Below are 13,285 nucleotides of genomic sequence, written 5' to 3'. Positions count from 1 at the left end.
GGACGCCCCGCATATGAAACGCGCTTACATGGATCGTTTCATCGACACGATCGAATGGATCGCGGCCGGATTCGTCGGCATCGTCGCCGCCAACATCTTCCTTGCGGTGCTCCTGCGGAACACGCTGAACTACTCGATTCCCGATTCCTTCGATATCGGGCGGATGTTGCTCGGCATCCTGATCTTCTGGGGCATCGCCGCGACGTCATATCGCGGCACCCACATCACCGTCGACCTGGTCTGGGCCAATGTCGGGCCGAGATATCAGCGCCTCATCGACGTGTTCGCGACGCTGGTGCTGCTGTTCGTGGTCACCGTGCAGACCTGGACGTTGTTCGACAAGGTGCGCGGTACCTATAACGACAATGTCCTGACGTTTGACCTGCACATGCCGACCTGGCCGTTCTTCGCGCTCGCCTGGATCGGCGACGTCTCCGCGGTGATCTTGATCGCGATCCGGACTTACCGGCTGATCTTCCACCCGGAGGAGATGCACGATCCCAAGATCAAGGCGACGGAGTAAGCGCCGATGAGCACCGATGCCGTCGCCATCATCGGCTTTGTCGCGCTGTTCGCGCTGATGCTGCTCCGCGTGCCGGTCGGCATGGCGATGGGCCTCGTCGGCGTCTGCGGCTTCAGCTATCTGGTCGGCGCCACGCCGGCGCTGAAACTGGTCGGCCAGACCTCGATGCGCACGGTGACCGATTACACTTTCGGCGTGATCCCGATGTTCCTGTTGATGGGGACCTTCGTCAGCAATTCCGGCATGAGCCGCGAATTATTCCGCGCCGCCAATGGCTTTGTCGGCCATCTTCGCGGCGGGCTCGGGATCGCCACCGTCGCCGCCTGCGGCGGCTTCGCCGCGATCTCCGGCTCCTCGGTCGCGACCGCCGCGACGTTCTCGGCCGTGGCGTATCCGGAGATGCGCCGCTTCGGCTATCCGCAATCCTTTGCCACCGGCGTGATCGCGGCAGGCGGCACGCTGGGCGCGATGCTGCCGCCGTCGACCGTGCTTGCGGTCTACGGCATCATCACCGAGCAGGACATCGGCAAACTCTTCATCGCCGGCATCATCCCGGGCCTGCTGGCGATGACCATGTACATGATCACCATCACGCTGATCGGCTATTTCAGGCCCGGCTTCCTGCCGATGGGCAAACGGATTCCCTGGCGCGAGCGCTTCGCCGGCCTGCGCGACATCTGGGCGCCGGTGCTGCTCTTTATCTTCGTGATCGGTGGCCTTTACGGCCTGCCGTTCCTGCCGCGCTTCACCCCGACGGAAGCCGGCGGCGTCGGGGCCACCGGCGCGTTCCTGATCGGCATTCTCACCGGGCGGCTGGACAAGGAGAAGATCCTCAATTCGCTGTTGCAGGCGACGCGCACCGCGGCTGCGGTGTTCACGGTACTGATCGGCGCATTGATCTTCGGCTATTTCCTGACGGTGACGCAGACCCCGCAAAAGGTCACGGAGTTCCTCACCAGCCTCGGGCTCGGCAGCTACGGCATCCTTGCCGTCATCATGGTGATGTATCTCGTGCTCGGCTGCCTGATGGACGCCATGGCGATGATCATCCTGACCGTGCCGATCATCTTCCCGGTCATCATGCATCTTGGTTTTGATCCGATCTGGTTCGGCGTCATCATCGTGATGACGGTCGAACTCGGCCTGATCCATCCGCCGGTCGGCATGAACGTGTTCGTGATCAAGAGCGTGGTGAAGGACGTCTCCTTCTCCACGATCTTCAAGGGCGTGATCCCCTTCGTCGTCACCGACCTGATCCGGCTCGTGATCCTGATCGCCTTCCCACTGCTCGCCACCTGGCTGCCGCAACGCATGATGGCGAATTGATGCCGCCCGTGATCGAAACCAGATATGTCTTCACCATCACCGCCCGCATCGGCGAGGTAACCTCGGCCGGCGACATCGGCACCGGTGTGCGCCGCATCATCCCGATCATCGGCGGCGAGGTGAGGGGAGAGGGCGTCAATGGCAAGGTTCTGCCGTTCGGCGCCGATTTCCAGATCATCCGCCCGAACGAGCTGATTGAGCTGGAGGCCAAATATGCCTTCGAGACCGACGATGGCGCGGTGGTCTATGTCGAAAACCGCGGCATCCGCTTCGGGCCAGTCGAGCTCCTGCAGAAGCTCAAGCGCGGCGAGCCGGTCGATCCCAAGCTGATCTATTTCCGGACGGCGCCGAAGTTCGAAACCGGTGCCAAGAAATACCGTTGGCTGATGGAGCACATCTTCGTGGCCTCCGCCGCCCGCCACACCGACCGCGTGGTGATCGACGTGCATCAGGTGCTGTAAGCGAACGCCTAACCGCTCGGCGGCGCCAGCGGCTGCACGATCTCCTGAAATGGCGGCAGCGCCTCGCAGGCGGCCGCATGCGCCTTCAGCGCCGGATAGCGCTCGCTGAACAGGGCAGGGTGCGCCTCGCCGGTAAAGCGCAGCACGCAGGCGACCGCGATATCGGCATGCGCGATGCGCTCGCCGAACCACCAGGGCGAACGGACGGCGGCGCGTTCCTTTTCCAACACATCGAGTACGCCGCCGATCTGCGCCTCGCAGCGCTCGACCCAGAGCTTGAGCTGATCCTTGCGCAGCACGCGCTCGTAGACCAGGCTCACCGCCTTGTCGCCAAGCCCGGTGGCAAGCGCGCAGATATGCAAATGCCTACGCCGCTCGATCCCGTTCGCTGGCATCATCGCCTTTTCCGGCCCGACCAGTTCGTCAAGATAGTCGAGGATCGCCGCGCTCTCGATGAGCGCCTCGCCGTCGTCGAGCACCAGCGTCGGCACCCGTCGGAGTGGATTATAGGCCGCGATCTTGTCGCCATCGCCAAACGTCGACCATGGCCGATGCTCGAACGGCAGGCCATAAAGCCGCAGCGCGATCGCGGTGCGGCGGACGAACGGGGAGTCGTATTGGCCGATCAGGATCATGGCAATTCCGGTGCTCGCAGTTGGTAGCCCTGCCGCAGCTTGCCAAAGATTTACGCAGGAGCAAGCTCCGCCCAACGGTCGCCGGTCGATGAGAACCGCCTACTCCCCCTCATCACTCGCCAGCACGCCCTTTACCGCGCGTGCCCAGCCCGCGAGCTTGCGCTCGCGCGTGGCCTCGCTCATCGCGGGCTTGAAGCGGTGCTCCAATCGCCAGTTGTCGGCGAATTTTGTCGGTTCGGGATAGACGCCCGCCTGCAGGCCGGCGAGATAGGCGGCTCCTAACGCCGTGGTCTCCTGGATCATCGGGCGGTCGACCGGGGCGTCGAGCAGATCGGCCAATCGTTGCATGGTCCAGTCGGAAGCAGTCATGCCGCCGTCGACGCGGAGCACGATGTTGGCCGCGGTTGCGTCAGGCCAGTCGGCACGCATCGCAGCCCAGAGGTCGTAGGTCTGGTAGCAGACGCTTTCCAGCGCAGCATGCGCGAGCTCGGCCGGGCCGGTGTTGCGGGTGAGGCCGAACAGCGCGCCACGCACACGTGGATTCCAGTAGGGCGCGCCCATGCCGACGAAGGCCGGCACCAGGTAGACGCTCTGCATCGAGTCGGATTTGTCGGCGAGCGGACCAGTCTCGGCGGCCTGCTTGATGATGCCGAGCCCGTCGCGCAGCCATTGCACCGCGCTTCCGGCGACGAAGATCGAGCCTTCGAGCGCGTAGGTGCGCTTTCCGCCGAACTGGTAGGCGATCGTGGTCAGCAACTTGTTCTTTGACTTCACCGGCGTGGTGCCGGTGTTGAGCAGCGCAAAGCAGCCGGTGCCATAGGTCGATTTGATCATGCCGGGCTCGAAACAGGCCTGGCCGATAGTCGCGGCCTGCTGGTCGCCGGCGATGCCTGAGATGGCGATAGTGCCGCCGAACAGGTCGGGGATGCTGTCGCCGAATTTCGCCGAGGAGTCCTTCACCTCGGGAAGCATCGAGCGCGGTACGCCGAGGATATTCAACAGCTCGTCATCCCACTCGCCGGTGTGGATGTTGAACAGCAGGGTGCGGGAAGCGTTGGTGGCGTCGGTCGCGTGCACCTTGCCGCCGGTGAGCCGCCACAGCAGATAGCAATCGACGGTGCCGAACAGGAGTTCGCCGCGCTCGGCGCGCTCGCGCGCGCCGGGCACGCCGTCGAGGATCCAGGCGACCTTTGTCCCCGAGAAATAGGGATCGATGATCAAGCCGGTCTTGGCCGAGATCACGGGCTCATGGCCTTCGGCTTTCAGTCTGGCGCAGAAATCGGCGGTGCGGCGATCCTGCCAGACGATGGCGCGATGCACCGCGTTGCCCGTGGCGCGATCCCACACCACCGTGGTCTCGCGCTGGTTGGTGATGCCGATCGCGGCGATGTCTTTCGCTTTCAGACCCGCCTTCTCCAGCGCGCTGCGGCAGGTGCTAATGGTCGAGGTCCAGATGTCCTCCGGCTCATGCTCGACCCAGCCGGAGGCCGGGAAATGCTGCGGGAACTCCTGCTGCGCCACCGCCGCGATGGAGATATCGCTGCGGAACACGATGGCGCGTGAGGACGTGGTGCCCTGATCGATGGCCAGCACAAAGGACATGGCGCTCCTTCCCGGACGTGATTGCTTGCTGCGCCAAGGGAGCGGATTGAGCGGGGAAGGTCAATATCCTCTCCGGCTCCGCGTTCAGCTTCGTAGCCCGGGTGGAGCGTAGCGTAACCCGGGACTTCTGAATGAACATCTCTGAGCGGACCCGGGTTGCGCTGCGCTCCACCCGGGCTACGGTCGTTGTTCAGACAAGGCTACACCGCTGCCGTCGTGACGCCACCGTCGATGACGATGGTCTGGCCTGTCATGAAGGTGGAGGCGTCGGAGGCGAGATAGGCGACTGCGCCGGCGATCTCGTCGGGCTCGCCGATGCGGCGAAGGGGTGTGGTTGCTGTGCGCCGCTTCAGGAGCTCCGCGTCCTCCCAGAGCGCGCGGGCGAAATCGGTCTTGACCAGTCCCGGCGCGACGCAATTGACGCGCACGCCCTTCGGTCCCCATTCGCCGGCAAGGCTGCGGCAAAGTGCGAAGTCGGCGGCCTTCGAGATGCCGTAGGCGCCGATCACGGTCGAGCCGCGCAATCCGCCGATCGAGGAGATGATCACGACCGAGCCATTGCCGCGCTCGGCCATCTGCCGGATCGCCAGCGCGCAGAGCCAGATATTGCTCTTGACGTTGGAGCCCATGATCTTGTCGAACGCCTCGTCCTTAATGTCGAGCAACGGGCCGTAATAGGGATTCACCGCGGCGTTGCAGACCAGGATGTCGATCTTGCCGTAATGTTTGGTCGCGCCCGAGATCAGCGCTTCGACCTCTTCGCGTCGCGAGATGTTGCAGGGGATCACATGCGCGTCGCCGCCGTTACTGTTGATACCGTCGGCCACTTCCTTGCAGGCGTCTGCCTTGCGCGAGGAGATCACCACCTTGGCGCCGAGCTTTGCCAGCAATTCGGCGGAGGCACGGCCGATGCCGCGGCTCGAGCCGGTGACGACGGCGACCTTTCCGGTGAGATCGAACGGGGTGTTCTTCATTGTTGTTTTCTCCCTCTTTCCACTTGTTCAGTCGTCATCGCCCGGCTTGACCGGGCGATCCAGTATTCGACAGGCAGCAGTGTTTGTGCCCGAGGGGCCGCGGCGCACTGGATTCCCCGCTTTCGCGGGGAATGACCAGACGTCGTGGATCAGATCAACCCGCCCGCGTCAGCGACGCGGCGCAGGTGATACTCGGTGTCGCCGAAGGTGTTCTCGATCATGGTCAGGCGCTTGAAGTAGTGGCCGATCTTGGCCTCCATCGTCATGCCGATGCCGCCATGGAGCTGGATCGACTGTTGGCCGACGAACTTCAGCGACTTGCCGATCTGCACCTTCGCCGCCGCGATCGCGCTCGCGCGCTCCTTGGCATCCTCGAAGTCACCAGCCATGGTCGCGAACATCGACATCGAGCGCGCCTGCTCGGCCGCGACGAACATGTCGGAGGCCCGGTGTTGCAGGCTCTGGAACGAGCCGATGGCCACGCCGAACTGCTTGCGCGTCTTGATGTACTCGACGGTTTCCTTGAGCGATTCATCCATCGCGCCGACCGCCTCCGCGCACAGCGCGACGCGGGCTTCGTCGACCACGCGCTCGATCAGCGGAAGCGCATCCTCCGGGTTGCCGATCGCTGCATCGCTGCCGACTTCCACGCTGGTGAAGCTGATGTCGGCGGCATGCAGGCCGTCCTGGGTCGGATAGCCCTTCTTGCTGATGCCTTTGGCATTGGCCGGCACCAGGAACACGCCGATGCCGTTTCGGTCGCGCCGCTCGCCCTTGGTGCGCGCGGTCACGATTAGCGTGTCGGCGTTCTCGCCGTTGAGGACGACGAACTTCTCGCCGTCGATGACCCAGCCGGCGCCCTTCTTCTTGGCGGTCGTGGTGACGTCGAACAGGTCGTAGCGCGAGTTCTTCTCGAGCTGCGCGAATGCAAGCGTCTTGCTGCCGTCGATGATGCCGGGAATGTGCGCGGCCTTCTGCTCGGCCGAGCCGCCATGACGCAGAAAGCCGCCGCCGATCACGACTGTTGCGAGATAGGGCTCGAGCACGAGCGCCTTGCCGAGCGCTTCCATCACGATCATGGTCTCGACGCCGCCCGCGCCGAACCCGCCGTCGGCCTCAGTGAAGGGCAGGCCGAGCAGGCCCTGCTCGGCGAGCTTGCTCCAGACGGCTTTGCTCCAGCCGCCCTTCTCCTGCATGTATTTCTTGCGCTGCTCGAAATCGTAGGAATCCGTCAGCAGGCCGTCGATGCTTTCCTTGAGAAGCCGCTGCTCCTCGGACAAATCAAAATCCATGTTCCCGTTTCTCCAAAATCACGCGGGCACATTCCTGCCCTGATCTCCCGTCGTCATCCCCGCGAAGGCGGGGATCCAGTACCCACCGGCGGTCATCGCGAACCACGATTGCCGCGGCGTACTGGGTCCCCCGCCTGCGCGGGGGACGACAGTTGAGTTTGCGGCCTCAAAGCCCCAGCACCGCCTTGGCGATGATGTTGCGCTGGATCTCGTTGGAGCCGCCGTAGATCGAGACCTTGCGGTTGTTGAAGTAGCTCGGCGCGATCTGGGCGGTCCAATCCATCGCCTCGTTCGAACCGTCGTCGCCATGCACGTCGTAGGGCGCGGCGAACGGGCCGATCACTTCCATCAGGAGTTCGGTGGTGGTCTGCTGAATCTCCGAGCCCTTGATCTTGAGCACGGACGATGCCGGGTTGGGCTTGCCCTTGCCATGCTTGCCTTCATCGGCGACGACGCGAAGCTGGGTCAATTCCAGCGCCTTCAGCTCGATCTCGCAGGCCGAGAGCTTCTCGCGGAAGGTGGGGTCCTGGATCACCGGCCGGCCACCGGACTCGACCTTGGAAGCTAGCTCCTTGATGCGGCGCAGCCGTTCCTTGGAGACGCCGACCCGCGCAATGCCGGTGCGCTCGTTGCCGAGCAGGAATTTCGCGTAATCCCAGCCCTTGTTCTCCTCGCCGATCAGGTTCTCGATCGGGACCTCGACATTGTCGAAGAAGACTTCGTTGACCTCATGGCCGCCATCGATGGTCTGGATCGGACGCACCGTGACGCCCTTCGACTTCATGCTGAAGACGATGAAGGAGATGCCCATCTGCTTCTTGGCGCTGGGATCGGTGCGGCACAGGCAGAAGATCATGTCGGCATGCTGTGCCAGCGTGGTCCAGGTCTTCTGGCCGTTGATGATCCACTTGTCGCCCTTGCGCTCGGCCTTGGTCCGGAGCGAGGCGAGGTCCGAACCCGAGCCGGGCTCAGAGAAGCCTTGGCACCACCAGTCGTCGACATTGGCGATGCGCGGCAGATACTGCTTCTTCTGCGCCTCGTTGCCGAAGGTGTAGATGACCGGGCCGACCATGCTGACGCCGAAGGCGAGCGGCTGCGGCGCTGGATAGGCCTGCAGCTCCTCATTGAAGATGTAGTGCTGTACGGAGGTCCAGCCGGTGCCGCCATATTCCTTCGGCCAGTGCGATACGCCCCAGCCCTTCTTGTTCAGGATGCGCCACCAGGTGACCATCTCGTCCTTGGAGAGATGGCGGCCCTCCTGCATCTTCCGCCGCGTGTCCGGCGGCACATTGTCCTTGAAGAAAGCTCGCACTTCCTCGCGAAACGCCACTTCTTCCTTGGTGAAAGCGAGATCCATCGGATCCTCCCTGTGAGCGAATGAACTTCTATTTTGATCGTCGTGACACAAATCCGACCCGTCGTCCCTGCGAAAGCTGGGACCCATAACCACCGGCTTTCGTGGTCGGCAAAGCGCCGATCATGAACCGCCTCCCGTCATAACTTGCGGCTTGGTCTCCGAGGCCTTTGGTTGCTGCTGGCGCAATTCGTGGCGCGAGAGTTTTCCGACCGGCGTGCGCGGCAATTCCTCGACGAATTCGAGCGCGGCCGGCAATTCATGCTTGCCGAGCTTGCCGGTGAGGAAGGCGCGCAGATCGTCGATCGTGAACGGCGTGGCGCCGTCGCGCAGCTTGATGAAGGCCTTTGCGGCTTCGCCCCGGTAGTCGTCGGGGATGCCGATCACGATCACTTCCTGAACCGACGGATGCGTATAGATCGCCTGCTCGATCATCTGCGGATAGACGTTGAAGCCACCGGAGATGATCATGTCCTTCTTGCGGTCGACCAGATAGAAATAGCCGTCCGCATCCATGTAGCCGATGTCGCCGGTGAGGAAGCGGTCGCCGACAAAAGCCTCCGCGGTTTCGTTCGGCCGGTTCCAGTAGCCTTTCGTGACGTTCGGCCCGCGAATCCGGATCTCGCCGACTTCGCCGACGGGCAGGACCTGCTTCGGATCATCCAGCGAGACCACATCGAGCTCGATGCCCGGCAGCATCAGCCCGATCGAGCCGGGCTTGTCCGGCCCTTCCTTGACGTGGCCGGTGCCGGGCGAGCAGGTCTCGGTCATGCCCCAGCCGCTGCGCAGCTTCATGCCGACCCGGCGCTCGAAGATCTTGGCGACTTCCACCGGCAGCGGCGCGCCGCCGGAGCCGCAGCTCACGAGCGAAGACAGGTCGCGCTTGTCGAGATCGGGCAGGGCGGCGATCGCGATCCACATCGTGGGCACGCCCGGGAAGACGGTGGCGCGCTTGATCTCGATATCGCGCATCACCGCCTGGACGTCGAAGCGCTGGTGCAGCGAGATCAGATGGCCGTGCCGGATCGAGGACAGCAGGACGACCGTCAGCGCATAGATGTGGAACAGCGGCAGCACGCAGATCACGCGCTCGACGGCATCGCGCTCCGCGCGGGCGGCCTTGCCCCAGACCTCATAGATCGATACCGCCGCGGTCAAATTGCCGTGGCTCAACATCGCGCCCTTCGGCAATCCCGTGGTGCCGCCGGTATACTGCAGCAGCGCGACATCGTCGGCGCTGCCCTCAGGCCATTTGGCGGGCTTGGTCGCGCCGTCGACGAACCGGCGATAGGTGATGATGGCGGGATTGTCGGGGAGGGCTGTTTGCGGCGTGCCCATCTTGCCCCAATGATCGTCCTCGCAGACGATCAGCCGGTCGAGCAGCCCCTTGTCGAGGAATTTCAGCGCGGTCGGCAACAGCGCCGAGAGGTTGCTGGTGATGAGGATACGCGCGCCGGAATCGGAGAGCTTGTGCGAGAGCGCGATCTCACCGTCGAGCGGCGAGAGGTGCACGACGCGGGCACCCGCCTTCAATGCGCCGAAGAAGTTGATAGGATGGTCGGGCGTGTTGCCAAGGAACAGCGCCACCGACGTGTTCTTGCCGTAGCCGGCCCGCAGGAACGCGGAAGCCGCGGTTTCGACCAGTGCTTCCAGCTCCGCATAGCTGATCGGTCGGTCGCGGAATTCGATCACCGTCCGCGGGCCGTAGTCAGCGGCCGCCGTCGACAGCAAATCAGGCAATGTGCCGCGCGCGATCGGGTCGTCCCAATGCACGCCCTTCGGATAAAACTGTTCGCCGGGATGGGTCATCTAGGTTCGAACTGATGTGAGGTGAGCGGTGCTGCCCGGACACCCCTCCCCCTTGTGGGGAGGGTTGGGGGAAGGGGGTAGCCACGAACGCCGGCGCTCGGGGCTACCCCCCTCCCTGCCCCTCCCCCGCAAGGGGGGAGGGAACGGAGAGACCGAGTTCGTGTCGAGCCCATCAAGCCGCCTTCGACGGCGTGGCGAGCGAGGCGAAGGTCTTGCCTTCGTCGGCGAGGCGCTTGAGCAGCGGCGCCGGCTCGAGCGAGGGATCGTTGGTCTCCTTGGCATAGAAGGAGAGGCGATCGGCGATGTGCTTCAGGCCCACCGTGTCGGCCCAGAACATCGGGCCGCCGCGGTAGATCGGCCAGCCATAGCCATAGAGCCAGACCACGTCGATGTCGGAAGGCCGCGCCGCGATGCCCTCCTCCAGGATGCGTGCACCCTCGTTGATCATCGGGTACATCATGCGCTCGAGGATCTCGTCATCGCTGACGACGCGCTTCTTGCGGCCGAGGCGCGCGAGCGTCTCGTCGATCAGCTTCTCGACTTCCGGATCGGGCAGTGCCGCGCGAGAGCCGGCCTCGTACTTGTAATAGCCCTTGCCGGTCTTCTGGCCAAAGCGGCCGGCTTCGCACAGAGCGTCAGCGATCTCCGACTTGATGCCGCGGTCCTTGCGCGAACGCCAGCCGATGTCGAGGCCGGCGAGGTCGCCCATCGCAAACGGACCCATGGGCATGCCGAATTTTGTAACGACAGCGTCGACCTGCTGCGGCAGGGCGCCTTCGAACAGCAGCTTTTCAGACTGCTTGCCACGCTGCGCCAGCATGCGATTGCCGACGAAGCCATCGCAGACGCCGACCACCGCCGGCACCTTGGCGATCTTGCGCGCGATCGATACCGCCGTCACCAGCGCATCGGGCGCGGTCTTGTCCGCACGCACGATCTCGCACAGTTTCATGACGTTGGCCGGCGAGAAGAAGTGCATGCCAAGCACGTCCTGCGGCCGCTTCGTCTCCTTCGCGATCTCGTCGATGTTCAGGTAGGAGGTATTGGAGGCCAGCACGGCGCCCGGCTTGGCATATTGATCGAGCTTGCCGAATACTTCCTTCTTCACCGCCATGGTCTCGAACACCGCCTCGATGACGAGGTCGGCATCCTTGACGTTTTCCAGGCCGACGACGCCCGATATCAGCGCCATCCGCTTGGCGGGCGCATCTGCTGGGATACCACCGCGGGCGGCTGTCGCCTCGTAGTTCTTCTGCATCACGCCCAGGCCGCGCTTGAGCTGCTCCTCGCCGGTCTCGACGAGGGTGACTGGGATGCCAGCATTGGCAAAGGACATCGCAATGCCGCCGCCCATGGTGCCGGCGCCGATGATCGCGACACGCTCGACCGGCCGCGACTTCGTGCCATCTGGTACACCAGCGATCTTCGCGGCCTCGCGTTCCGCGAAGAAGGCGTAGCGCTGCGCCTTGGACTGGTCGCTCGCGACCAACTTCAGGAAGGTCTCGCGCTCCTTCTTCAGACCTTCATCGAACGGCAGGTCGATCGCGGCGCCGACTGCGTCGGCGGCGGCAAACGGCGCTTCCAGGCCGCGTGCGCGCTTGGTCAGTGCGGCGACTGCATTGGTGAAGATCGAGCGATCGGCCTTGGCTGCGGCGAGCTTGGAGTCGTCATCGCGCAACTTGCGCAATGGGCGCTTCTCCGCCAGCACCTTGCGCGCGAAAGCTTCGCCGCCGGCGGCCGGTCCCTCGACGATCTCTTCGATCAAGCCGCTCTTGAGCGCTTCCGGGGCTCCGATCGGATCGCCGCCGACGATCATCTTGACCGCAAGCTCGGGTCCGACCGCGCGCGGCAGCCGCTGCGTGCCGCCGGCGCCTGGCAACAGGCCGAGCTTGACCTCGGGCAGGCCGAGCCGCGCATCCTTGGTCGCCACCCGATAGTGGCATGCCAGAGCGACTTCGAGTCCGCCGCCGAGCGCGGTGCCGTGAATCGCGGCAACGATCGGCTTTGGTGAATTCTCCATCACCTCCAGCACCTCGTTGAGGCCGGGCGGCTTCGGCGGCTTGCCGAATTCGGTGATGTCGGCGCCGGCGATGAAAGTTCGGCCGGCGCAGGTCAGCACGATCGCCTTCACTTCGGCATCGGCGATCGCACTCTTGATGCATTCCAGGATGCCGCCGCGCACCGCGGCACTGAGCGCATTGACCGGAGGATTGTTAACCGTGACGATGCCAATGATGTCATGCCGCTCGAGTTTTACGACTTCGCTCACGAGACTCTCCTTGGATGCTGTGTTCTTTTGCGGTGTGTTCTTTTGCAAGGCGTTGTTGCGGTTCTTGCGTTTAGTGGCTAATTTCGCACTGCGAAATTAAATTCCACATCTTGACAGGGAGGGTTATTTTGAAGCACGTCCCTTGTCAACGAGATCGACAAAGTGACAGGGAATGAAGCGTTCAGGAAAGAAGGCGGCGACCGATCGCAATTTTGTGGTCGCGCTTTCCCGTGGATTGGAAGTCCTGCGCGCATTCCGTCCCAATGACGGGCTTCTTGGCAATCAGGAGATTGCGGCCCGCACCAATTTGCCGAAGCCAACCATTTCACGGTTGACCTACACGTTGACCAAACTCGGCTACCTTACACCCGTCCCGCGTTTCGAGAAGTACCAGCTTGCGCCCTCAGCCATGGCGCTGGGTTATGCCGCGCTTGCCAATCTCGGCGTCCGGCATTTGTCCGAGCCGTATCGTGAGGAAGTGATGCGCGCGACGGGTGGCGCGGTCGCGGTTGGCGGTCGCGACCGGCTCAGCATGATTTATTTCGGACAGTGCCGGAACGGCCTTACGCTCGGCGTTCAGCTCGATGTCGGTTCGCGAATACCAATAGCGACCACTGCGATGGGGCGCGCCTATATCTGGGCGTTGCCGGACGACGAGCGCACTGCCTTGCTGCGCGAGCTTCGCGACCATTACGGCAGCCGCTGGCCGAAGATGCGCGACGGCATCGAACGCTCGGGCGAATTGGTGGCGAAGCGTGGTTTTACAATTTCTGCTGGCGAATGGCAGGACGATGTTCATGCCGTCGGCGTGGCATTACAGCTGAATGACGGAACCGGTCCGTATGCCTTCAATTGTGGCGCACCGGCATTCCGCTTTACGGAAGACCGGTTGCTCAACGATATTGGACCTCGCCTTGTCGCGATGGTAAGGAACATCGAGCAGGCGCTCGGTGGGGTGGCGCCGCAATCCAGAAAAGCTGAAAGCAAAAAGTCGAGATCAGGAGGGAAAGTTGCACGTGTGGCCGAGGGCATCTGACAGC

At 63.6% G+C, this 13,285-nt stretch carries 11 protein-coding genes; 4 read left to right on the top strand and 7 right to left on the bottom strand.

The window, feature by feature from the left end:
- Nucleotides 1–13 precede the first annotated feature (13 nt).
- Genes K288_RS0125395 through K288_RS0125385 form a run of 3 tightly spaced genes read left to right on the top strand, consistent with a single transcriptional unit; the run spans nt 14 to nt 2,310 of the window.
- Entirely contained in the window at nt 14–523 is a 510-nt protein-coding gene (locus K288_RS0125395; RefSeq protein WP_027582096.1) for a TRAP transporter small permease, read from the top strand.
- Between the two features lie 6 nt (nt 524–529).
- Nucleotides 530–1,849, top strand: a complete 1,320-nt coding sequence (locus K288_RS0125390; protein WP_027582095.1) for a TRAP transporter permease — start codon at nt 530–532, stop codon at nt 1,847–1,849.
- Nucleotides 1,849–2,310 carry a DUF3237 domain-containing protein gene (locus tag K288_RS0125385; RefSeq protein ID WP_027582094.1) on the top strand — a complete coding sequence of 154 codons (462 nt, stop codon included), beginning with the start codon at nt 1,849–1,851 and terminating at the stop codon, nt 2,308–2,310. Before K288_RS0125390 ends, K288_RS0125385 begins: the two co-directional genes overlap by 1 nt.
- 8 nt (nt 2,311–2,318) lie before the next feature.
- On the opposite strand, the gene K288_RS0125380 is transcribed toward K288_RS0125385, so the two are convergent.
- The 7 genes from K288_RS0125380 to K288_RS0125350 form a co-directional block, all read right to left on the bottom strand.
- Complete coding sequence (locus K288_RS0125380; RefSeq protein ID WP_027582093.1) at nt 2,319–2,945, bottom strand: glutathione S-transferase family protein; 627 nt, start codon at nt 2,943–2,945, stop codon at nt 2,319–2,321.
- A 99-nt stretch (nt 2,946–3,044) separates the two neighbouring features.
- Entirely contained in the window at nt 3,045–4,547 is a 1,503-nt protein-coding gene (gene glpK, locus K288_RS0125375; protein WP_027582092.1) for a glycerol kinase GlpK, read from the bottom strand.
- 200 nt (nt 4,548–4,747) lie between these two features.
- The gene (locus tag K288_RS0125370) at nt 4,748–5,521 is read right to left on the bottom strand and encodes an SDR family oxidoreductase (RefSeq protein ID WP_027582091.1); all 774 of its coding nucleotides are present in this window, start codon (nt 5,519–5,521) and stop codon (nt 4,748–4,750) included.
- Nucleotides 5,522–5,670: 149 nt separating this feature from the next.
- Complete coding sequence (gene pimD / locus K288_RS0125365) at nt 5,671–6,813, bottom strand: pimeloyl-CoA dehydrogenase small subunit (RefSeq protein ID WP_027582090.1); 1,143 nt, start codon at nt 6,811–6,813, stop codon at nt 5,671–5,673.
- 166 nt (nt 6,814–6,979) lie between these two features.
- A complete protein-coding gene (gene pimC, locus K288_RS0125360) occupies nt 6,980–8,170 on the bottom strand; it encodes a pimeloyl-CoA dehydrogenase large subunit (protein ID WP_027582089.1) in 1,191 nt (396 codons plus the stop codon).
- 120 nt (nt 8,171–8,290) lie between these two features.
- A complete protein-coding gene (gene pimA, locus K288_RS0125355) occupies nt 8,291–9,976 on the bottom strand; it encodes a dicarboxylate--CoA ligase PimA (protein WP_027582088.1) in 1,686 nt (561 codons plus the stop codon).
- A 172-nt stretch (nt 9,977–10,148) separates the two neighbouring features.
- The gene (locus tag K288_RS0125350) at nt 10,149–12,245 is read right to left on the bottom strand and encodes a 3-hydroxyacyl-CoA dehydrogenase NAD-binding domain-containing protein (RefSeq protein WP_027582087.1); all 2,097 of its coding nucleotides are present in this window, start codon (nt 12,243–12,245) and stop codon (nt 10,149–10,151) included.
- A gap of 172 nt (nt 12,246–12,417) precedes the next feature.
- Here K288_RS0125350 and K288_RS0125345 point away from each other — a divergent pair, with 172 nt between their 5' ends.
- Entirely contained in the window at nt 12,418–13,281 is an 864-nt protein-coding gene (locus tag K288_RS0125345; RefSeq protein WP_027582086.1) for an IclR family transcriptional regulator, read from the top strand.
- Nucleotides 13,282–13,285: the final 4 nt, after the last annotated feature.

Source organism: Bradyrhizobium sp. Ai1a-2 (assembly GCF_000426245.1).
Classification (GTDB): Bacteria; Pseudomonadota; Alphaproteobacteria; order Rhizobiales; family Xanthobacteraceae; genus Bradyrhizobium.
Note: the sequence above shows the minus strand (reverse complement) of the source record. Positions and strands in the feature narration are given on the sequence as shown.